General features: G+C 72.7%; 19 protein-coding genes. 3 read left to right on the top strand and 16 right to left on the bottom strand.

The features are described from left to right. Positions 1 to 14: 14 nt before the first annotated feature. Entirely contained in the window at positions 15 to 1,190 is a 1,176-nt protein-coding gene (locus F4692_RS04560) for an acyl-CoA dehydrogenase family protein (protein WP_179618413.1), read from the bottom strand. Between the two features lie 10 nt (positions 1,191 to 1,200). Further along, the gene (locus F4692_RS04555; RefSeq protein ID WP_179618412.1) at positions 1,201 to 2,271 is read right to left on the bottom strand and encodes a hypothetical protein; all 1,071 of its coding nucleotides are present in this window, start codon (positions 2,269 to 2,271) and stop codon (positions 1,201 to 1,203) included. A 130-nt stretch (positions 2,272 to 2,401) separates the two neighbouring features. Between F4692_RS04555 and F4692_RS04550 the strand changes: the two genes are divergently transcribed. After that, a complete protein-coding gene (locus F4692_RS04550) occupies positions 2,402 to 2,851 on the top strand; it encodes a VanZ family protein (protein ID WP_179618411.1) in 450 nt (149 codons plus the stop codon). Here the strand turns inward: F4692_RS04550 and F4692_RS04545 are convergent. Together F4692_RS04545 and F4692_RS04540 are read right to left on the bottom strand one after the other, a co-directional pair. Continuing rightward, positions 2,787 to 3,068: a PqqD family peptide modification chaperone gene (locus F4692_RS04545; protein WP_179618410.1), complete on the bottom strand. Its 282-nt coding sequence runs from the start codon at positions 3,066 to 3,068 to the stop codon at positions 2,787 to 2,789. The two genes, F4692_RS04550 and F4692_RS04545, sit on opposite strands and share 65 nt — an antisense overlap. Beyond that, positions 3,068 to 3,925, bottom strand: a complete 858-nt coding sequence (locus tag F4692_RS04540) for a nucleotidyltransferase family protein (RefSeq protein WP_179618409.1) — start codon at positions 3,923 to 3,925, stop codon at positions 3,068 to 3,070. Before F4692_RS04540 ends, F4692_RS04545 begins: the two co-directional genes overlap by 1 nt. 72 nt (positions 3,926 to 3,997) lie before the next feature. Between F4692_RS04540 and F4692_RS04535 the strand changes: the two genes are divergently transcribed. Next, the gene (locus F4692_RS04535) at positions 3,998 to 5,446 is read left to right on the top strand and encodes a tyrosine-protein kinase domain-containing protein (RefSeq protein WP_179618408.1); all 1,449 of its coding nucleotides are present in this window, start codon (positions 3,998 to 4,000) and stop codon (positions 5,444 to 5,446) included. A 15-nt stretch (positions 5,447 to 5,461) separates the two neighbouring features. On the opposite strand, the gene F4692_RS04530 is transcribed toward F4692_RS04535, so the two are convergent. The 11 genes from F4692_RS04530 to F4692_RS04480 form a co-directional block, all read right to left on the bottom strand. Continuing rightward, positions 5,462 to 6,874 carry a sugar transferase gene (locus F4692_RS04530; RefSeq protein ID WP_179618407.1) on the bottom strand — a complete coding sequence of 471 codons (1,413 nt, stop codon included), beginning with the start codon at positions 6,872 to 6,874 and terminating at the stop codon, positions 5,462 to 5,464. Between the two features lies 1 nt (position 6,875). Further along, a complete protein-coding gene (locus tag F4692_RS04525; RefSeq protein ID WP_179618406.1) occupies positions 6,876 to 7,991 on the bottom strand; it encodes a glycosyltransferase in 1,116 nt (371 codons plus the stop codon). Then, complete coding sequence (locus F4692_RS04520) at positions 7,988 to 9,004, bottom strand: glycosyltransferase family 4 protein (RefSeq protein WP_179618405.1); 1,017 nt, start codon at positions 9,002 to 9,004, stop codon at positions 7,988 to 7,990. The genes F4692_RS04525 and F4692_RS04520 overlap by 4 nt, the downstream gene beginning before the upstream one ends. Further along, positions 8,997 to 10,148, bottom strand: a complete 1,152-nt coding sequence (locus F4692_RS04515; protein WP_179618404.1) for an O-antigen ligase family protein — start codon at positions 10,146 to 10,148, stop codon at positions 8,997 to 8,999. Before F4692_RS04515 ends, F4692_RS04520 begins: the two co-directional genes overlap by 8 nt. Further along, complete coding sequence (locus F4692_RS04510) at positions 10,148 to 11,164, bottom strand: glycosyltransferase family 4 protein (RefSeq protein ID WP_308645154.1); 1,017 nt, start codon at positions 11,162 to 11,164, stop codon at positions 10,148 to 10,150. Before F4692_RS04510 ends, F4692_RS04515 begins: the two co-directional genes overlap by 1 nt. Positions 11,165 to 11,193: 29 nt before the next feature. Continuing rightward, positions 11,194 to 13,467, bottom strand: a complete 2,274-nt coding sequence (locus F4692_RS04505; RefSeq protein WP_179618402.1) for an N-acetylneuraminate synthase family protein — start codon at positions 13,465 to 13,467, stop codon at positions 11,194 to 11,196. Positions 13,468 to 13,539: 72 nt separating this feature from the next. Then, on the bottom strand, positions 13,540 to 14,211 hold the full coding sequence (locus F4692_RS04500) for an acylneuraminate cytidylyltransferase family protein (RefSeq protein ID WP_179618401.1): 672 nt from the start codon (positions 14,209 to 14,211) through the stop codon (positions 13,540 to 13,542). Then, a complete protein-coding gene (locus F4692_RS04495) occupies positions 14,208 to 15,311 on the bottom strand; it encodes an RNA-binding protein (RefSeq protein WP_179618400.1) in 1,104 nt (367 codons plus the stop codon). The genes F4692_RS04500 and F4692_RS04495 overlap by 4 nt, the downstream gene beginning before the upstream one ends. After that, entirely contained in the window at positions 15,296 to 16,300 is a 1,005-nt protein-coding gene (locus F4692_RS04490) for a CgeB family protein (RefSeq protein WP_218858148.1), read from the bottom strand. The genes F4692_RS04495 and F4692_RS04490 overlap by 16 nt, the downstream gene beginning before the upstream one ends. Before the next feature lie 4 nt (positions 16,301 to 16,304). Then, entirely contained in the window at positions 16,305 to 16,694 is a 390-nt protein-coding gene (locus tag F4692_RS21535) for an acyltransferase (RefSeq protein ID WP_306457332.1), read from the bottom strand. A 180-nt stretch (positions 16,695 to 16,874) separates the two neighbouring features. Further along, positions 16,875 to 17,750: a glycosyltransferase family 2 protein gene (locus F4692_RS04480; RefSeq protein WP_179618398.1), complete on the bottom strand. Its 876-nt coding sequence runs from the start codon at positions 17,748 to 17,750 to the stop codon at positions 16,875 to 16,877. A 36-nt stretch (positions 17,751 to 17,786) separates the two neighbouring features. Between F4692_RS04480 and F4692_RS04475 the strand changes: the two genes are divergently transcribed. Beyond that, complete coding sequence (locus F4692_RS04475) at positions 17,787 to 18,650, top strand: glycosyltransferase family 32 protein (RefSeq protein WP_179618397.1); 864 nt, start codon at positions 17,787 to 17,789, stop codon at positions 18,648 to 18,650. 4 nt (positions 18,651 to 18,654) lie between these two features. Here the strand turns inward: F4692_RS04475 and F4692_RS04470 are convergent, their stop codons facing one another. After that, entirely contained in the window at positions 18,655 to 20,490 is a 1,836-nt protein-coding gene (locus F4692_RS04470; protein ID WP_257029648.1) for an ABC transporter ATP-binding protein, read from the bottom strand. Positions 20,491 to 20,513: the final 23 nt, after the last annotated feature.

The raw sequence follows: 20,513 nt of genomic DNA, 5'->3' as shown, positions 1-20,513 counted from the left end.
GGTCATCCCGGTCGTCAGCCGATCACGCCGTTGTTGTCCCTGGCCAGCGAGCGGGAGATGACCATGCGCTGGATCTGGTTGGTGCCCTCGAAGATCTGCATCACCTTCGCCTCGCGCATGTAGCGCTCGACCGGGAAGTCGCGGGTGTAGCCGTAGCCGCCGAGCACCTGGACGGCGTCGGTCGTGACCTTCATGGCGTTGTCGGTGGCGACCAGCTTGGCCACGGAGGCCTCGCGGGAGAACGGCAGCCCGGCGTCGCGGAGACGGGCGGCGTGGAGCATCGTCGCGCGGGCCGAGACGATCGCGGCCTCCATGTCGGCCAGCACGAACGCCAGGCCCTGGTGGTCGATGATCTTGGTGCCGAAGGTCTCCCGCTCGCGGGCGTACGCCACGGCCGCGTCGAGGGCGCCCTGGGCGAGGCCGACGGCAACAGCGGCGATCCCGAGACGGCCGGAGTCGAGCCCGGCGAGGGCGATCTTGAGCCCCTCGCCCTCCTCGCCGAGGCGCCGCTCCACCGGCACGCGCACGCCGTCGAAGCGCATCGTCGCGGTCGCCGAGCCGGTGAGGCCCATCTTCCGCTCCGGCGGGTCGGCGGAGAGGCCGTCGGCGTCGGCGGGCACGAGGAAGCAGGAGATGCCCGCCCCCCGAGATGCACCAGCGTCCTCGGAGGTGCGAGCCATCACCTTGTAGAAGTCGGCGTGACCGCCGTGGGTGGTCCACGCCTTCGCCCCGGTCAGGACGTAGGAGTCGCCGTCGCGCCTCGCGGTCGTACGCATGGCCGCGGGGTCGGAGCCCGCGTGCGGCTCGGAGAGGCAGTAGGCCCCGAGCAGGTCGCCGGAGAGCATGTCGGGCAGCCACTCGGCCCGCTGCTCGTCGGTGCCGTAGTAGGCCAGCCCGAAGCACGACAGGGCGTGCACGGAGACGCCGACGCCCACGGACGACCAGACGGAGGCGATCTCCTCGAGCACCTGGAGGTAGACCTCGTAGGGCTGGTCGCCGCCGCCGTGCTCCTCGGGGTAGGGCAGGGACATGAGCCCTGCCTGGCCGAGCATCCGGAAGACGTCGCGCGGGAAGGTCTCGGTGGCCTCCGCCTCGGCCGAGCGCGGCGCGAGCTCCTTGGTGCAGATCTCACGGGTCAGCGCGAGGAGGTCGCGGGCCTCGTCGGTGGGGAGCTGGCGGCGAGCGGTCATGGAACGGACGCTACCCCGGCGGGCGGAGCATCCCCTCGTCGGCCATGAGCTCCAGCGCCCCGGTGACGAGCGTGACGGCGTCGGGGTGCTCGCCCCACAGCTCACGCACCTCCTCGACGAGCTCGTCGAGCGTGCAGGGGGTCTCGAGCGCGAGCCACAGGACGATGCCGAGGCCCGCGAGGACGTGGACGCGGGAGCCGACCATGAGCACCAGCTCGTCGTCGTACTCCACCGCGTCGCGCCACGGCGCCCTGGACCAGGCACCGGCCGCCGCCTCGACGGTGTCGGTGCCGGGGTGGTGCAGCCGGGGGAGCGGCGGCTGCCCCTCGGTGTCGAGCAGGTCGACGAGCGCGTCGATCCAGTGCTCGAACTCGTCGTAGTGCAGCCCCCACACGCCGCCGCAGGCGTCGATCGTGTCGGCGAGGCGCAGCATCGGGTGCTGGAGCTGGACGAGCGACGACGTCTGCGCCACCATCTCGGCGATCGCGTGCGCCGGGGCGAGCGGCACGAGCCCGGTCTCGCCGTCGCCGCGGTGCAGGAGGACGAGTCGGTGGAGGTACGACGTCGCCGGGGGCCGCACGAGGTCGAGGTCGTCCGGCGAGAGGGACTGCTTGACGAGTGGCACGTCGGGGTCGTCGATGACCGACAGCGGCTTGGCGTGGGGGTGCACGACGAGGCGCTCGTCGATCGACGTGGTCTCGTCGGAGAGGTAGCCGAGGCGACGGGCGAGGCGGTGCACCGCGGTGGTCTTGCCCGACCCGGAGGCCCCGACCAGCGCCAGCGCGCGACCCTCGTCGTCGGCGACCGCCCCGGCGTGCAGGTTGATGCGCTGCCCGGCGGTCGCGTCGAGGGCGGCCAGGGTCACGCGCGAGGTGACGGCGTAGTCGTGGGCGACCGCGTCGCCCGGGTCGAGGCCGTCGAGGTCGACCACGGTCGCTGCGTCGCGCTCGGTGAGCGCACGGCTCCACTGGCGGCGCAGGCGCTCGGCGGTGCTGCCGGTGACCGGGATCCCCACCGGGACCCCCATCGCCTCCACCACCACTGCGTCCGCCACCACTGCATCCGCTGCCTCGGGGCTCACGGCCACCACCCTAGATGGATCGCGCCCCGCACACGTGTCCGAGTTCTCGCCCTTCGTCCGACGGACTGAGGGCAGGTTCTCGGACACGTGTGCGGCTTCGGCGCCACGCGCGCCACCTAGAGTGAGCGCCGTGGGCTGGCTGCGCGAGCGTCGGGTGCTGGTCGGGGTCGCGGCCGCCTACCTCGTGGGTCTCGCGATCCTCGTGGCCGGGCCGTGGGGGTGGGCGCTCAACCGCCTGACGGTCGCCCTCTACGTGCGGTTCCGCTTCACCTGGCCGATCGCGCCGGACTGGGTGTCCCCGGACGACTACGGCACCCTGCTCAACGTCGTGCTGTTCGTCCCGCTGGGCGCGCTGGTCGTGCTCCTGGTCGTACGGCCGTGGTGGTGGGCGGCGCTCGCCGCCGCGCTGGGGTCGACCGCGATCGAGGTCGTGCAGGCGCTCTGGCTCGCCCGCGAGGGCACGTGGGTCGACGTCGCGGCCAACACGCTCGGCGCCACGATCGGCGCCCTGGCCGTCACTCCTCTCGCACGACGCCGATCACGACGAGCTGGTCCACGAGGTCGGCCACGTCGTCCCTGATCTCCTCGACGTTCGCGCCGGTCATGGCCGCCGCGGACTCGGTGACCTCCTCGAGGGTGCCGCCGTCGGCGAGCGCCAGCCAGACCACGCACCCCGACCCCTCGAGCAGGATCGGCATGCCGCGCGGCACGCGGGTGAGGTAGGCGGTCGGCACGTCACCGCCGTCGAGGTCCTCCTGGCTGACCCACGCGACGTCGTCGGCGATCCGGTAGCGCATCACGAGCGCCTCACCCGGCTCGACAGCTCGGACAGGGCCTTGCGGACGCGCACCTTCTGGCGCTCGCGGAGGTCCTCGCGCGTCGGCGGCCGGCCCAGCTCCATGCGCAGGTGGTCCTGGTTGACGCGCATCGCCGCCGTCAGCAGCTCGGCCTTCGCGCGTACGGTCGGCGCCGCGGCCAGTCGCGCGCGCCACTCGTCGAGGCGGCTGCCGCCCTCGGCGAAGTAGCGCCACAGGAGGTAGGTCGGCGCGCCGCGGTGGAGCTCCAGCTCGCCGATCCCGGCGGCGAGGGCGACCTCGGCGTCGAGTTCCTTGGCGAGCGCGCGCACCTCGGCCTGCTCCTCGGGGTCCGCACCGAGCCAGGCGTGGTCGAGGTCCGTCGTGCCGCCGGACCGCGCCGAGTGCAGGACGAGGATGAGCCGCTGCGCCGTGCGGTCGGGCACCGGGCAGTCCCAGTGGGCGATCTGGCGCGGGGCGCTCGTGCGGGCGAGGACGTCGAAGGCCTGCTCGGCGTCGATCGAGACACCCGGCCAGTGGGTGTGCACGTCCACCCAGCCCCAGTCGTCGTGCCACCAGTTGGCCGCGTGCGCGAAGACCGAGCCGGTCGAGAAGTCGGTGCGCTGCTCGAAGCCGATCGACTCCAGCGCCTCCACGAGGCGTTCGAGGTGGCTGGGCCGGACCAGGACGTCGACGTCGCTGGACTGCCGCCCCTCGGCGCGCAGGCCCGGCAGGACCGCGGGCCCCTTCAGGTGGAGGACGTCGATCGAGCGGTCGTCGGCGAGCTTCTGCACCACGGCGTGCGCGAGGTGGACACGCGCGGCGATCGGCGCCGTACGCCCCTCCTCGTGCTCGCTCACGAGTCCATCGTGCCAGCCGCGGTGTTCCGCTTTCGCCCGGTCGGCCCGCGTCGACGCTCTAGAGTGGCGGTCATGACGTTCGGGGACTTCGTACGCCTCACTCGGGCCTACGTCTGGGTGCTGATCGGCTGCACGATCCTCGGCGCCCTCCTCATGGTCGCCAAGACGACGCGTGAGCCGGTGCTCTACTCGGCCACCTCGTCGGGGCTCGTGCGCGTCGGCCAGGCCACGACCGCGGGCGAGGAGCAGGGCAACTCCCAGCTCGCCGAGGACAAGGCCACGCTCTACGCGTTCCTGGTCTCGACCACGCCCGTGGCCGAGCAGGTCGTGGAGGACCTCGGCCTCGACGTGCCCCCGAGCGCGATCGCGGGTCGCTTCAGCGGCTCGGTCGACGCCAGCGTCAACGCGCTGACGGTGTCCGCCACCGGCACCACCCCCGAGGAGGCCCGCGACCTCGCGAACGCCGTCGTCGGCGCGGTCGTGGTGGTCGCGCAGCAGATCGAGACGGGCGAGGAGAACCCCAAGGAAGCGCCGCTGACGCGGATCATCCCCCTCGAGCCCGCGGAGCTGCCGGGGGCGCCGTTCACGCCGAACTACCGGAGTGCGGCGATGAAGGGCGCGATCGGCGGCCTCGGGCTGGCCTACGCCGTCCTCGTCGCACGGCGCCTGATCGACCGCCGGATCCGCTCGGCCAAGGCGGTCGAGGAGGCCACCGGTGCCGCCGTCCTGGGGATCATCCCCAAGGAGGACGCCCTCGACCGCGCCCACCGCGGCGTCCAGGGCGACCTCGGCCGGGCAGCGGAGGCGTTCCGCCAGCTGCGCACCAACCTGCGCTTCGTCGACGTCGACAACGAGCCACGCCGCATCGTCGTCACCTCGGCGCTCGCCGGCGAGGGCAAGTCGACGGTCTCGGCCAACATCGCCCGCCTCATGGCGCAGGCGGGCACGCCGGTCCTGCTGATCGACGCCGACCTCCGGCGCCCGCAGATCGCCGCCACCTTCGAGGTCGACGGCGCCGTCGGCCTCACCCAGGCGCTGGCCGGCGACGTCAACGTCCGCGAGGTCATCATCGAGAGCACGATGGCCAACCTCAGCCTGCTGCCCGCGGGCCGCATCCCGCCCAACCCCAGCGAGCTCCTCGGCTCCCTGCGGATGAAGCAGTTCATCGACGACCTGTCCCACGACTACTTCGTCATCCTCGACGCCCCGCCGCTGCTCCCGGTCACCGACGCCGGGCTGCTGTCGGCGTTCTGCGACGGCGCGCTGCTGGTGCAGGCCGCCGGCAAGACGCAGATCGAGCAGAGCCAGCACTGCCGCCGGATCCTCGACCAGGTCGGCAGCCGCCTGCTGGGCGTGGTGCTCAACAAGGCGCCCATCAAGGGGGCCGCGGCGATCGCCTACGGCGGCGGCTACGAGGGCTACGGCGGCTACGGCGCCTACAAGGCCGAGTACGCCTCGCGCGAGGCGTACAGCACCGCGGGCAAGGGCCGGCGCAAGCTGCTCAAGTCCAACAAGTCCTGACCGACCGGGCGTGCGTCAGTACGCCCCGCGGCTGGCGAGCACGGCGGTGACGGTGCGCGCCAGGATCAGCAGGTCCTGCACCATCGACCAGTTGTCGACGTAGTAGAGGTCGAGGCGGACCGTGTCCTCCCAGGACAGGTCCGACCGGCCGGAGACCTGCCACAGGCCGGTCATGCCCGGCATCACGTTGAGCCGGCGCAGCATGTCGTCCTCGTACTGAGCGACCTCGGTCGGCAGCGGGGGCCGCGGGCCGACGAGGCTCATCTCGCCGCGCACGACGTTCCAGAGCTGGGGGAGCTCGTCGAGGGAGAAGCGGCGGATCAGCTTCCCGGGCTTGGTGATCCGGGGGTCCTCGGCGCTCTTGAACAGCACGTGGTCGCGGGCCTTGAGCTCGGCCAGGCGCGACTCCGCGTCGACCGACATAGACCGCAGCTTGAGGCAGGTGAACTCCTTGCCCTCGCGCCCCACCCGGACCTGTCGGAACAGCGCGGGTCCGCCGTCGTGGCGCTTGATCCAGATCATCAGGAACGCCAGCAGCGGCCACGTGAGGGCGAGGATCAGGAGCGACCCGACCAGGTCGAACGCGCGCTTGGCGTCGTTGGTGGCCAGCTGGGAGCGTGACCGTCCCAGATGCATCAGCGGGAGGCCGGCCACGGGCCGGATGCGGACGCGTTCGCTCGACACGTCGGTGACGTTGGGGGCCACGATGATCTGGACGTGGGCGTGGTCCTCGAGGTCCCAGGCCAGGCGCCGGAGCGCGGTGGAGGAGCTCACGGCACCGGCGGTGAAGAAGACGATGTCGGGGGACACCTCGTCCACGACCGAGCGCACGTCCTCGCTGAGGCCGAGGACCGGGACCCCCGCGGAGGTGACCTGGAGGCCGGCGTAGTCACTGGGCACGAGGCACCCCATGACCTCGTAGCCGAGCCACTTCTCCCGGTTGAGGACGGTGTGGATCTCGCCGATGTAGCCCGGCGTGCCGACGAGCAGCACCTTCTCGGTGAAGTGGCCCGCGGCGCGCAGGCGCTGGATGGTGCGCCGCGACAGCAGCCGGCCGACGAGCAGCAGCAGCACGCCGATGGGGAAGTAGAGGACGAAGAAGCCCCGGGACAGCGGGTACTGCATGAGGTAGGCCATGGTCGCGACGAGCGCACCGGTGAAGAAGGACGCGTTGACGACGAGCTTGAACTCCTCGGTGCCGGCGCCGAAGACGTGCCGCTCGTAGGTCCCGAAGAACGCGAGCAGGACGACCCACGTGGCGCCGAAGAAGACGCTCGCGACCCCGGTGTTCTCCAGCACGTCGACCGCGGTGTCGAAGATCGGGAGCGTGACGCGGAAGCGCAGCGCGAGCGCGGTCGCCACGGCGATCATGACGAGGTCGACGGCGCCGATCAGCCACGGGAGCAGCCGGATGCCTTCGGGACGCACCTCAGTCCGACCTCCCCTCGTCTGCCGCGATCGCACGGATCCTGCTGATGAACCGGGCCTCGCCGAACTCCTCGGCCCGCGCTCGCAGTCTGGCAGGGTCCCAGTCCCGGCCATCGGACCCGGCCAGCGCCGTGGCGATCTGGTCGGGCTCGGGCTCGTCGAAGAACAGGCCCGTCTCGCCCTCCAGCACCGTCTCGAGGAAGCCGCCCCCGCGCAGCGCGACCGCCGGCACGCCGAAGGCCGCGGCCTCCAGGGGAGCGAGGCCGAAGTCCTCGTGGCTGGCCGCGACGAGGACGCCGGCACCGGCGTACACCCCCCGCAGCTGGGCGTCGCTCAGCCCGCCGAGGAGTCGCACGTTGTCCGGCAGCGTGGCCCGCAGCCGCGCCTCCTCGGGGCCGCGGCCCACGACCACGAGCCGGCGCCCGGTGCCGCGTACGGCCTCGATGACGGCGTCGACGTTCTTGTAGGGCAGCAGCCTCGAGACGACCAGCGCGTAGCCGGGGTCCCAGTCCGCGAGCTCGGGCGCCGGCTCGCGCGGGGCGGAGGCGTCCATGCCGTGCGGCGGCGGGAGCAGCTCGGCGTCGCGACCGTACGTCCGGCGGATCCGTTGCTGCACGACGCGACTGTTGGCGAGGTAGACGTCGACGCGGTCGGCGCGGGAGCGGTCCCACCTCTTCAGGAAGGGCCGCATCGCCATGAGCGGCGGACCGATGGGGGAGCGCCACGCCGTGCCACCGAGGTACTCGTCGGTCTGGTAGAGCCAGCGCGCCGGGTTGTGGCAGTAGACGATCGTGCGGGTTCCGGCAGCGGTGTCGAAGCCGTGGGCCCAGCCGCTGCTGGAGGCCACCACGACGTCCGCGTCGATGCGCAGCCGCGACGACGCGGGGGCCAGCAGGGGGAGCGCGAGGCGGTGGTCGCGCCGCAGCGGTCCGATCCGGTTGATCGGCGACGTCCGGACGTCGATCGACGCGAAGTCGGGGTAGGTGCCCTCGGGGTCGTAGAGCGTGGTGTGCAGCGTCGCGCCGGGGAACGCCCGGGTGAGGGTGAGGACGACGCGCTCGGCGCCGCCGCGCTGGGTGAGGTAGTCGTGCGCGATCGCGACCGGGGCCCTCTTCACGTCACCCCCAGGTCGCTCAGCAGCCGGTCCACCCGCAGGCGTCCGGCCTGCGGGGAGTAGTGCTCCTGCCAACGGGCGCGGGCGCGATCGGTCACGTCGCGCACCTCCTCCGGGGTGGCGGCGAGCGCCTCCCGGACCACGCGCGCGAGGTCGTCCGCGTCGCCGGACCGGGCGACCCACGGGTGTCCGGGGCCGGCGACCTCGGGGAGGGCGCCGGCGTCGGAGACGACGAACGGGACCTCCGCGGCCATGGCCTCGGCCACGACGAGGCCGAACGACTCCGCGACCCGGCTCGGGAAGACCGCGAGGTCGACCTCGTCGAAGAAAGCGCGCGGGTCGACCCGGCCGAGGCGGCGCACGCGGTCGCCCAGGACGGCCAGCGCGCTGTCCACCGGTGCGAGCTGCTCGGCCGGCACCCAGCGGTCGTCGCCGGCGACGACGAGCGAGGTGGTCGGGCTCCCCGCGACGGCGGTGGCGACGAGGTCGAGCCCCTTGTCGGTGGCGAACCGGCCCATGAAGCCGACCCGTCCCCGCGCGGCCGGTCGGGCCACGGGGGCCACGTCGTCGGTCCAGTTGGCGAGGACCTGCGCGCCGCGGACCTTCCCGGCGAGGTACGCCGACGGCGTGAGGACGCGCTCGCTCCCGCGGCGCGCGACGGCGAGGGCGGCCCACTGGGCACGGCTGCGGGGGAGCTGGTGGAGGTGGACCACCCGCCGGCGGTGGCCGGCCGTCGCGAGCGACGGGACCAGCCCGTGGCACCACAGCAGCCCGTCGCGGCGGGCACGGTCCCACGCCCGGAGGCGGCGGAGGTGGTCCCTCCGGCCGTCCGCGCGGATGGCGACGACCTCGGCGCCGACGGCGCTCGCGGCGTCGAGGACGTCGGTGGGCCGGTCGGGCGCGACGACCGTCACCGGGCGGCCGAGCGCCAGGAGCGCAGCCGCCGTACGCACCAGGACCTGCTCCCCGCCGCCGAGGTCGGCGTTGTTGGCCGCGAGGTGGACCCGCTCAGCCATCGGGCGGATCCTCGGGTGCGGGCCGCAGCGCCTGGCCGAGGCCGAAGCCGACGACCAGGGCCACCGGGGTGTCGAGCAGGACCTCGCCGAGGGTGGTCGCCATGACGGCGACGGCGATGACGGAGGCCTGCACCCCCGCAGCGGCGAGGTCTCCCCTGCGGGACCGGGGCGACAGCCTCACGAAGGTGTAGACGAGGAGCCCGAGCACCAGGAGCAGGGCGCCCCAGCCACCCTCCTGCCGGGTCGCGAGATAGCTGTTGTGGAAGAAGAACTCCAGGTCGCGGATGTTGACCGTCGCGGTGCCGGGGCCGTTGCCGTACCAGGGCGCGGCGGCGATCTCGACCTGCTCCTGGGCGATGATCCGCTCGCGCAGCGCGTCGCTGCCGGACCGGTCGGAGAACGGGCCGAAGGTCGTCAGGCTCTTGGGGATGTTGTCGACGATCCAGACCAGGCCGAACGCCATCGCCGCGCCGCCGACGACCCCCAGCCGGCGGCCGAGCAGCACCCAGACGACGGCGAACGCGCCGGCGAGGAGCCCGGTGCGGGAGTAGGTGAGCACGAGCCCGGCGACGATCGGGACGGCGACGGCGAGCCGCACCTTCCACCGCTCGTCGCAGAAGAAGACGGCGAGGATGCCGAGGACCGCGATGAAGTAGGCGCCGGCGTTGGGGTCGCCGAGGAAGCCGGTGATCCGGCCGGGGTAGTAGTCGCCGCCGACCTTCACCACGGCGAGACCCATGACCACGACGAGCCCGGTCGCCAGCCCGAGCCCGGCCGAGCGCAGGGAGATGCGACCGGTGCCGAACGCCCAGACCAGTCCGGCCATGATCACGACGTGCCCGATGCGCCGGGTCCACTCGACGTCGTTGGCGATGCCCGAGTAGGTCAGCAGGGCGAGGAGCGCACCGACGAGGAGCACGGGGACCGCCGGCAGCCGTGCGCCGCCGCGGGCCGGCCGCATCGCCGCGAGGCCGACGAGGAGGGCCATGGTCAGCTCGTTGAGGGGGACGGGGCCGGCCGTCTCGGTGCGCAGCAGCAGCGTCGCGATCAGCGCGAAGTCGGTGATCCGGATCTCCCGGTCGACCTCGTCGGCGCGGATCACGGTCTTGTCGGGGAGGTTCCACGGCGACTCGATGCGTGCCATCAGCGCACCCCCGTGGAGGCGTACGTCGCCGCGATCCGCTCGCACATGTCGGCCACGCTCGGCCAGCCCTCCAGCGCCGGGCGGGTGGTGAGGTCTAGACCCTGGCCGGCCAGCGCGGCCGCGACGGCGTCGGGCTCCTCGGCGTCGACGAGCGACGTCGGGGGCAGGATCTCCGGGTTGCCGCCGACGGCGCTGGCGACGACGCCCATCCCGCGGGTGGCGGCGTCCAGCAGGGCGTAGGAGCAGTTCTCCCACACCGACAGCATCGCCAGCACGTCGTGCTCGGCCATCGCCGGCTCGGGGTCGACGAAGCCGGGGAGGGAGACAGCGGCACCTAGTCCGAGCCGCTCGACCCGGGCGCGCAGCACGGGCTCCTCGGGGCCGACGCCCGCGAGCGTCAGCCGCGCGTCCGGGTGCGTGGCGTGCAGTGCGGCGAAGCCGTCGAGGAGGGCCGGCAGCCGCTTCTCGGGCGACAGCCGGGCGAGCGAGAGGATGCGCAGCCCGGGCGCCCGCGGGGGCGCGGTGACGGGGTCGACGCCGTTGGGGACGACGACGACCTCACGTCGCGTGCGCCACTTGTCGGCCATGGCCTCCGCCGTCGCACGGCTGACCGCGATGGCGGCGTGGAAGCGCCGCAACCGGGCGGTGTGGGCGGCCGCCATCACGCGCGTCCTGGTGGAGGACCGGTGGTAGACGAGGTCGTCGCGCGCGATGCCGTGCTCGGTCGTCACGAGCCGGGGTCCGCGGCCGACGGCGAGGGCGGCGACGATGTCGGCGTGGGCGAGGTGGCTGTGCACGACGGCGGGCCGCACGTCGCGTACGGCCTCGCGGAGCGCCGCGACCGACGACCGCAGGCCGTGGTCGGGGCCGAGCGGGGCCTCGCGCACCTCCGCGCCGACCTCGCGCAGCCGGGTCGGCAGCGCGCCGGGCGGAGCGACGACGACGAGCCGCCAGCCCGGGATGCCGGCCCGGGCGACGTCGAGGACGTGCCGCGCCACCCCGGCGAGGTCGCTCACCGGGACCACCCAGAGCGTGGTGGGAGGGTTCAGAACCATTGCTCCAGCCGCTCGAGAGCGATCCAGAAGCCTTCCCCGTCGTTGACGTGGCCCTGCCAGATTTCCGGGATGAAGCTCACGCCCGGGGCCATCGCCTCGAGCTGCTGCGCGAGCACGGGCCAGTCGATCTCGCCGTCGCCGACCTGCACGCCCTCGCCGTCGACGCCGGTCGCGTCGACGAGGTGCAGGTGCTCGGTGTGCGGGGCGAGGAGGTCCGTGGCCTCGGCGAACGACATGCCGAGGTAGTTGGCCGAGAGCTTGGAGTGGGACACGTCGAAGCAGAGCCGGCGGTCGTATCGGGCCGCGAACTCCGCGGTGTCGCGCGGGTCGACGAAGAGGTTGCAGTAGAGCTGGCCGCCCATGTACCACGGGTAGGGCGGGAGCGTCTGCGCGCACAGCCGGACCCCGGAGTCGTCGACCCGGGCCAGGCCCTCGGCGACGCGGGCGTACATCCGCTCGCGGTCGGCCGGTGCGACGAAGGCGTCGGTGGTGAAGCCGCCGAGGCTGGCGACGATGACCGGTCCCTCGGCATCCGCCTTCGCGTCCGCTCCGCGGGTGAAGTGCTGCTGCATCTCGCGGGTGGTGTCGACGACGCGCTGGAGCTCGCGGATCGACCGCTCCCAGTGGGCGTCGTCCTCCGAGGCGAGGTTGAGCAGGAAGTCGCCGGCGAAGAGGTCGGGGGAGTGCGTGGTGAAGCCCATCGGCAGGCCGTCGGGGTACTTCGCGAAGACCTCCGCCACCGGCAGGTCGAGGTCCTTGTAGGAGAAGTGGAACTCGAGGAAGTCGGGCGTCGTGTCCTTCGTCATCGCGTCGATGTCGTGGTAGCGGACGGCCAGGCCCCACGGCCGGTCGAAGTCGTACGCCCGCCCCTTCGGCGCGGCGTCGCCGAGGTCGGTGGCGTAGAAGAAGTCGCCGGCGTCGAGGGCGCGGGTGGTCGTACGCCCGACGAGCCGGTCGAAGCGGTTGGGCTGCAGGCCCCGGCCGGGGCTCTTGATGTCGATGTCGGCGTCGGTGAGCACCTCGCCGACCTCGATGCGCCGGGCCGCGACGAGCGACTTGGCGAGGTTGACCCGGTTCATCATCTCGCCGGTGGACACCGCGCGGGGCGCGGAGGTGCCGAGCGCCTCCTCGACCTCGCGGACCCGCTGCACCATCTCGGCGAACTCGCCGGGCAGCAGGCTCACCTTGTGGTCGTTGCCCTCGAGGTCGCGGTCGACGGTGAAGTGCTTCTCGATGATGCGCGCCCCCAGCGCGACCGCGGCCAGCACGACGTGGAAGCCGCGCTCGTGGCCGGAGTAGCCGACGGGAGCCTGGGTCAGCTCGGCGAGCCGGGTGAGGTAGGCGAGGTTGACGTCCTTGAACGGCGCCGGGTAGGTCGACTGGCAGTGCAGAAAGGCGTGCGCGACCCCGGTGCCGCGGACCAGGTCGACGGTCTCGCGGATCTCGCCCTCGGTCGACATGCCCGTCGAGATCACCATCGGGGTGCCGCTGGCGGCCATGTGGCGCAGCAGGGCGTGGTTGGTCATGTCGGCCGACGCGACCTTGAGCGAGGTGATGCCGTAGTCGACGAGGCGGTCCACGCTGACGGGGTCCCACGCGGTGCACATGACGTCGATGCCGACGTCCCTGCAGTGGTCGAAGACCTCGAAGAGGCCGTCGGCGCCGAGGTTGTACTTGGCGAGCAGGTCGAGGGTGTACTGCGGGCCGAGGTCCTCGCCCCCGGAGCCCGAGGACCCCTGGCGGTAGAGCGACTCCATGTCGCGGAGCTGGAACTTCACGACGTCGGCCCCGGCCTCGACCGACAGGTCGACGAGCTGCTTGGCGAGCCCCACCTCGCCCTGGTGGTTGATGCCGATCTCGCTGATCATCAGCGCCGGTGCGTCCGGGGCGATGACGTGCCGACCGATGCGGAGCTCGTCGGCGCGGTTGATCGCGATCGCGACGAGGTGGCCCCGGTCGTCGACGAGCGCCACGTGGTCGATCCCGGACCCGAAGGCGTGCGCGATCTCGGCCGGGCTGCTGCCGATCGGCAGGCTGCGCGGCGACGTGTTCGCGGCGTCGAGCGCCGGCACGTCCGTGCTCAGGCTCGCGGCGCTGCTGACCCAGCGCCGGAAGTCGCCGTCGGACAGCACGCCGTCGAGGTGGCCGTGCGAGTCGACGAGGAAGATCACGCGCGCCTTGTTGGCGGTGATCTTCTCCAGGGCGCGCAGGACCGGGTCGCCCGAGTAGACGACGTACGGCGTGAGATCACGCTCGATGATCAAGGCGGAGGCCTTCCGTCGGAGTGCGTACCGCACCACCGTATCCAGCGGAGCGGCGCGGCGGGCGTAGTCGGCTCAACGAGCCGTCAGCAGGCGCACCGCCAGGGCGACGTCGAGCTCGGTGTCGATGTCGATCCCCTCGTCCTCGTGCATGACGAACAGGCCGATGCGCCCCCCGAGCCGGTTGTCGTGCTGCTCGTAGACCTCGGTGCGGGTGACGTAGAGCGAACCGGTCTCGCGGTAGCGCCGGCCCTCGGGCGTGAGGTCCTGGCGCCGCGGGCGGGCGGTGACGTCGTACGCCGCGGTGGGCGGGTCGCCCGCCTGCCAGATGAAGGGTGGTTGCTCGACGACGCCGACCATCGAGTCCACCCCCGAATCGGAGAACTCCGCCAGCGCACGCGCGAGCGTGTCGTCGTGCCGCACCGGCGAGGTCGCCTGGAGCAGCATCACGGCGTCGGGCCGGCCCCGCTCGGCGCTCACCTGCTCGATGGCGTGCCGGACGACGGGCTCGGTGGGGGTGGTGTCCTGCGCCAGATCGGCGGGCCGCAGCCACGGCACCCGGGCGCCGGCGGCACGCGCGACCTCGGCGATCTCCTCGTCGTCGGTGGACACGAGCACGTCGAGGTCGGGGACGGCCAGCGCCTGCTCGATCGTCCACACGATCAGCGGCTTGCCGTCGACGTCGAGGAGGTTCTTGCGGGGTACGCCCTTGGACCCGCCGCGCGCGGGGATCACGCAGAGGGTCATGACGCGGCCCCCGCGACGAGCTCCGCGACGCGACGCGCGGGCTCGAGGTCGTCGCGGGCAGGAGCCGGGGTGGGGGAGCTTCCGAGACGGTGCATGCCGTAACGCTCCCAGAACTCCCCCAGCCAGGCGGGAGGTCGGGGGAAGTCGACCCACGCGTCGCGCCCGCGGGCCGCCGCCTCGAGCACACCGGTCGAGAACACGCTGACGATCGGAGCCTGCAGGTCGACCAGCGGTGCTCCGGACCGCTCGATCGTGACACCGGAACGCTCAAAGGCGGCGAGCACCGCCCGGGAGGTGACGTCGCGCTCGGACGGGTGCGGCCGGTAGACGGCCCCGTGCCCGCGGCAGGTCGTGAGGGCGGCGTGGACGAGGCGGGCCCGGGAGATCTCCGCGGCATGGCCCTGCCCGAGGTAGGTCAGGGGCAGGGGCTGGGGTGCCGCTGGTCGAGCAGGGCTGTCCGCTGAGGTCGCTGGTCGAGCAGGGCGCCCCGCGCCCGTGTCGAGACCCCGACCCGCGCTCCACAGGAGCTGGCTCCCCGCGACCGAGACCTCGACGTCGTGGCGTCCGGCGGTCCAGAAGGCGCCGTCGGCCTCGCTCCACGCCAGCAGGTGCGCGGCGCGGGGGAGCGGCGGCGCGTAGGGCGTGAGCGCTCCGTGCTGGGAGACGAAGTAGGTGAGGTCGTGCGCCTCGGCCAGGGCGAAGGCGGCCGCACCGATCTCGGTGTAGTGGCCCGCGGCGAGCACGGCGCGGAGTCCGGCCACGCCGGTCACGGCGGGCAGCTCGCCGAGCGCCACCGTCATCCTCCCGTGGGCGGCGTACGGCTCCGGCGGCTGCCAGCCGACCGGCACGAGGATCGTGGTGCGGGCGGGGTCCAGGTGCGCGAGCGGTGCGACCACGGCGTGGGAGACGCTGGCGTGGGTCGCCTCGACGGCGACCAGGAGGTCGGCGTCCGGGCCGGCACTGAGGAGGTCGGCGAGGCCGGGTGCGGCTGGTCGCAGCCGTGCCCGCAGGGCTCGTGCCGTCGCGCGCACGGGATGGCGCGACTCGTGCCAGCGGCGCCACGCGACGAGGTCGGCGGGGTGGTTCAGGCCGTGTCCCATGCGTCCTCCAGGACGGCGGCGCGGTGGTCGAAGGTGTGCTCGGCGAGGGTGCGGGCCCGGGCGGCCTGCCTGATCGGCTCCGTCCACGCGGGGTCGGCGACGATGCGTTCGCACAGGGCGGTGAGCTCGTCGAGGTCTGCGAAGGTGAGCACCTCCGCACCGGACTCGTAGAGCGCCCCGACGTCGGTCCGGTCGACGAGCTCGACGGCACCGACGCCCGCCGCCTCGAAGGTGCGCATCGTGAAGCCGTCCTGGTCTCCGTGCAGGTTGAGCGTCGCCGCGGACGCCGCCATCACCTCGTACGCCTCGGAGCGGGTCACGTCGCGTGCCGCCGGGAGCGTCGGCGTGCCGAGGCGCCACGTGCGGAGCCGGTCGACCGGGTGCGAGGACCAGTCGCGGCCGTAGGCGCGGACCGGCACGCCGTCCTCGTGGAGCACGGTGAGCACCTGCTCGCGCGTCGGGTAGCGGGCCCCGACGAAGCTGACGTCGGGCGTGCGCGGGCGGCGCGGCTCCGGGACGAGACGGTGGTCGTACGCCAGCGGCAGGTGACGGGTGTCGAGCCCCGCGGCCTCGAGGTCGACGTCGTCCAGCGCCGAGTACGTCGCGAGCGGGCCCAGCCCGGCCAGTCGCTCGTGCGTCCAGCGGGTGCGCCGCACCTCGTCGTAGAGCCAGGTCACGCGCGGCAGCCCGTCGAGCCCCTCCCAGAACTGGCGTCCGAGGGTGTCGCCCTTCACCACCACGACGGCCTGCGGGCGTGCCTGCGCGACCACCTCGGCGGCGCGGGCGGTCTGCTCGCGGGCCAGGCGCCGGTGCGACCCGGCACCGATCTTGTGGGGGAGCTGGTGGCGCAGCTGGTGCCAGGCGCGGCCGGCGACGGTGCCGTGGTCGTCGTACGCGTGGGTGGAGACGTCGTGCCCGCGCGCGGACAGGGCCGCGGCGATCGCGACGTGGTAGCCGTGGAACCGCGGACTGACCAGCAACACCCTCACGTCGTCACTCCCCGACGGGGCGGGCGGGGATGCCGACGACCGTCTGACCGGGCGCGACGTCGCGGGTGACGACCGCATTGGCGCCGACGGACGCCCCATCGCCGATCGTGACACCGCCGAGCACGATGGCGCCTTGCCCGATGAACACGGAGTTTCCGATGGTGATCGGCCCGGTCGCCTTGGTCAGGTGGCGGTCGACGCGGTCGTGGTCGCCAGACGTGATGAGGCTGCCGAACCCGACGAGGACGTCGTCCCCCAGGGTCACCGGATCCGTGGAGCTGATGGCCACGCATCTGCCGAAGTTGGCCCGGTCGCCGATCGTGATCCTGCTGTCCTCGTTCTCGCACTGCAGCCAGACGTCCTCGAAGATGGCGCCTCCGGCGCCAATGAACATTTGTCCCGGGCGACGGATGATGTGCGGGCGAACGATGACGGTGCCGTCTCCGAACGCACCGAACGTGCGTGTGTAGAGGAGTCGCGACGTCAGTGCGCTCCGGTGCCATCGAAGGGCCGGAGGTGCTTCCACCAGACGTCGCATGAATGTCACGCAACCACCCTAGTGAGGTCGGCAGGCTCAGGGAGCCGGACTCCCGAGACGCCGCGCCTCGACGAGCTTGCCGGCCTCGAAGGCGACGAGCGTCAGCCAGCGCCGACGCGCACCGCCGTCGAGTCGCCACGGGAACCGCCTGAGCAGCAGGAGCTCGTGGTGGACCCTGCGGGCCAGCGACTTGGGCACCACCTCGGCAGGGCGGAACTTGTCGTAGAGCGTCGCCGTGCCCCGTCCCGAGTTGTACTGCTGACGGAGCACGCCACGCAGGTCGGTGCGGATGCGGTAGTGCAGCAACGCGTCCTCGACGTAGGTGAAGCGGTAGCCGAGGTCCCACGCGCGCCAGGCGAAGTCGATCTCCTCGGCGCCGGCCGGGAAGTCCTCGTCGTAGCCGCCGACGGTCTCCCACACCTCGCGGCGCATCGCGGTGTTGCCGCCCAGGCCGTACGTCCGGCCGCCCCAGGTCTCGTAGAGGCCGGTGCTCCTCTCCTCGATGGGCACCCAGCCCGCCGAGGGTCCGGAGAGGCGCCGCGTCTCGGCCGGACCGCTTGCGAGGGGGTGCTCCACCAGCGCGTCGGCGAACGCCCGCACCCAGGTGGGCGCCACCACGTCGTCGGCGTCACAGATCAGGATGCGATCGGTGGAGGCGTGATCGATGCCGACGTTGCGGGCCACCGACACGCCGCGACCGCGCGACGCGTCGACCACGCGGAGCCTCGGCAGCCGGTCGGTCCACGACCCGACCACCGACGCCAGGTCGTCCGTCGAGCCGTTGTCGGCGACGACGACCTCGAACGCCGGCGCCTCCTCCTGCTCGCTCAGCGCGAGCAGCTGGTCGCCGATGACGTGGGCGGCGTTGTAGGCCGGGATCACCACGGAGCAGACCGCGTCGTCGGGTGGCATGTCGCCCACTGTATTGATCTCGGAGAGGATGGGGGCATGGCGCTGCTCGATCCGGTCCGCAGGGCGAAGCACCTCGTGTTCGTCGCGGGGAAGCGGTCACGCCGCCGGCTCAAGACGACGAAGTTCGCGCTGGCCACGCGGGTGTTCCGCGACGCGGAGAAGGTGCGGCCCTACGTCTACCGGCCGGCGCGTCATGCCGGCACGTTCCTCGCCGACGACGTGACCCCGATCGGCCAGAGCGCCTTCCCGGAGCGCGTGTTCGTCGTCTGGACGGGCGACAACGAGATGTCGCCCAACCGGCGGCGCAACCTCGAGGCCGTCGAGCGCCGGATCGGGCTCCCCGTCGAGCTGGTGACGCCGGCCGACCTCGACCGGTGGCTCGTGCCCGGCCACCCGCTGCCACCGGCGTACGAGCACCTCTCGCTCATCCACCGCTCCGACTACCTGCGTGGCTACCTGATGCACCATCACGGTGGCGCGTACGTCGACGTGAAGGAGCCGCTCGGCTCGTGGCGCCCCAGCCACGAGCAGATGGCGGTCGACCCCGACGCGTGGGTGACGAGCTACCGCACGAGTGACGCGAACTGGATCGGCAAGCTGCGGGGACCCCTGGGCCGCGACATCCTGGTGCGCTACCGGCTGATGTTCGGCAAGAGCGGTTTCATGATGCGCTCCCACACTCCGCTCACGGCCGCCTGGATGGCGCGGATGGATCAGCTGCTCAGCGAGCGGGAGGACGAGCTGGCGCGCCACCCGGGCGGAGTCTTCGGCGACGACCACCGTTACCCGGTCTCCTGGACCGACCTGCTGGGCCGGGTGCTCGACCCGCTGACGCTGAAGCACCACGAGCACGTGAGGTACGACGACCGCATGCTGCTGAGGTTCGAGGACTACCGCTGAGCGGTCACATCGCCGGTTGCTGCGGATCCAGCGAGCCCAGCGCCACGAGCCGCGCGAAGGTCGCGTTGGCGCCGCGCACCTCGTCGAACGTGCCGGACGCCGTCACCCGCCCCTCCTCCATGAAGATGAGCTGGTCGCAGTGGCGCACCGTCGAGAGCCGGTGCGCGACGACGACGACGGTCACCGAGCCGTGGAGTCCCTCGATCGTGTCGGTGAGACGGCGCTCCGTCTCGTTGTCCAGCGCGGACGTCGCCTCGTCCAGCACGAGTAGCGCGGGGTCGCGGTAGAGCGCACGAGCGATGCCGATGCGCTGCCGTTGGCCGCCGGAGAGTCGTGACCCGCGCTCGCCCGCCATGGTGTCGAGCCCTTCCGGCAGGCCGCGGACGAGATCGGCGAGCTGGGCCCGCTGGACCGCCTCGGCGAGTCGGGTCTCGTCGACGGCCTCGTCGAAGGCGATGTTCTCCCCGATCGACGCGTCGAGGAGCGTGACCTCCTGCGGCACCACCGCGATGCGGCGCTGCCAGCCCGGCAGGTTGTCGAAGATCGACGTGCCGCCGGCGCTCACGCTGCCGCCGGTCGGGAGCTGCAGGCCCAGCAGGATGTCGACCAGGGTGCTCTTGCCCGCACCGCTCGAGCCGACGATCGCCAGCGACGACCCCATCGGGATCTCGACGTCGACGCCGCGCAGCACCTCGATGTCGGACTGGTCGCCGTAGGCGAAGCGGAGCCCGCGGATCGACACGTCACCGGCAGGCACCTCGTCGGTGACGACGCGGGACAGCTCCTCCGACCTGTTCTGCCGCATCAGCCGGTGGACCATGACGATGTGCTCGAGGGGGGCACGGGCGAAGCGCACACCCGACAGCGCGTTGATGAGGCGGACCGAGCTCGGCAGGATCCGGGTGCCGGCGGCAACGAAGAGACCGAGCAGGACGAGCCCCTCCACGGCCGAGGCACCGGTGGTGGCGACGACCGCCAGGATGCCGACCCCGAGGACGAAGACGATCTCCAGGAAGTACTTCGGGACGTCGGCCAGCAGGCTGGTGGTCACCTCAGCCTCCGCGCCGCGCATGCTCGCCTCCCGGAACGACTGCACGAACGGAGGGTGCGCGCGCCGCAGCTTGATCTCCTTGACCGCGGTGAGCGGCTGGAGCGAAGCCCTCGACACCTCTTCCGAGGCGGCCCGTGCCTTCTGCCCGGCGGCCTGCACGCGGGGACGGATGAAGCGTTGCACCACGAGTGCCGCAAGACCGAAGTAGACGGCGGCTGCGACGGCCACCAACGGCGCCAGGACGAGGAGGGACCCGAAGATGAACAGGATCGTCAGCACCTCGGTGAAGGCAGAGAGGGCGGAGGCCAGTCCCCCGGAGTAGCCCATCCCCACCGCCCCGTGGACCGTCCAGAGCTTGTCCGCGGTGTTCTGGCGCAGGTGCCAGGAGTACGGGCTCGTGAGGTAGCCGTCGAGGAGGTCGGTCGACAGCTCGACCTGCTGCTTCGCCATGAAGCTGAGCTGCCACCGACGCACCAGGAGCGCTGCGACGTCCTTCAGGATGAAGGCACCGAAGATGAGCAGGCCGAGCGTCGCGACGAGCGCCCGCAGCGGCGGCTCGCCGAGTGCCCGGTTGACGATGCCGAGGGCGCCGGCGTCGACCGGCTGCCCGGTGACGTACTGCATCATCGGCAGCATCGCCACCACACCGGCCATGTCGATCAGGGCGAGCAGCGCGGAGAGGCCCAGCGACGCGACGAGACGGGCCCGGGTGGGTTGGTCGAGCAGCTCGCCGGTGCCGGGCGGGAAGCCGACGAGGCCCGCGGCGCGACGGAAGACAGACCCAGTCATGCGCGGCACGCGGTCCAGTCTGC

Source organism: Nocardioides cavernae (assembly GCF_013410035.1).
Taxonomy (GTDB): domain Bacteria; phylum Actinomycetota; class Actinomycetes; order Propionibacteriales; family Nocardioidaceae; genus Nocardioides; species Nocardioides cavernae_A.
This window is presented reverse-complemented; position numbering and strand designations above follow the sequence as displayed.

Excerpts from the sequence above, each read along its gene's own strand:
- F4692_RS04475 (WP_179618397.1), top strand. The coding sequence starts at position 17,787 with ATGGCGCTGCTCGATCCGGTCCGCAGGGCGAAGCACCTCGTGTTCGTC.
- F4692_RS04560 (WP_179618413.1), bottom strand. The coding sequence starts at position 1,190 with ATGACCGCTCGCCGCCAGCTCCCCACCGACGAGGCCCGCGACCTCCTC.
- F4692_RS04480 (WP_179618398.1), bottom strand. The coding sequence starts at position 17,750 with ATGCCACCCGACGACGCGGTCTGCTCCGTGGTGATCCCGGCCTACAAC.
- F4692_RS21535 (WP_306457332.1), bottom strand. The coding sequence starts at position 16,694 with ATGTTCATTGGCGCCGGAGGCGCCATCTTCGAGGACGTCTGGCTGCAG.
- F4692_RS04545 (WP_179618410.1), bottom strand. The coding sequence starts at position 3,068 with ATGCGCTACCGGATCGCCGACGACGTCGCGTGGGTCAGCCAGGAGGAC.
- F4692_RS04520 (WP_179618405.1), bottom strand. The coding sequence starts at position 9,004 with ATGGCTGAGCGGGTCCACCTCGCGGCCAACAACGCCGACCTCGGCGGC.
- F4692_RS04515 (WP_179618404.1), bottom strand. The coding sequence starts at position 10,148 with ATGGCACGCATCGAGTCGCCGTGGAACCTCCCCGACAAGACCGTGATC.
- F4692_RS04500 (WP_179618401.1), bottom strand. The coding sequence starts at position 14,211 with ATGACCCTCTGCGTGATCCCCGCGCGCGGCGGGTCCAAGGGCGTACCC.
- F4692_RS04495 (WP_179618400.1), bottom strand. The coding sequence starts at position 15,311 with ATGGGACACGGCCTGAACCACCCCGCCGACCTCGTCGCGTGGCGCCGC.
- F4692_RS04470 (WP_257029648.1), bottom strand. The coding sequence starts at position 20,490 with ATGACTGGGTCTGTCTTCCGTCGCGCCGCGGGCCTCGTCGGCTTCCCG.
- F4692_RS04535 (WP_179618408.1), top strand. The coding sequence starts at position 3,998 with ATGACGTTCGGGGACTTCGTACGCCTCACTCGGGCCTACGTCTGGGTG.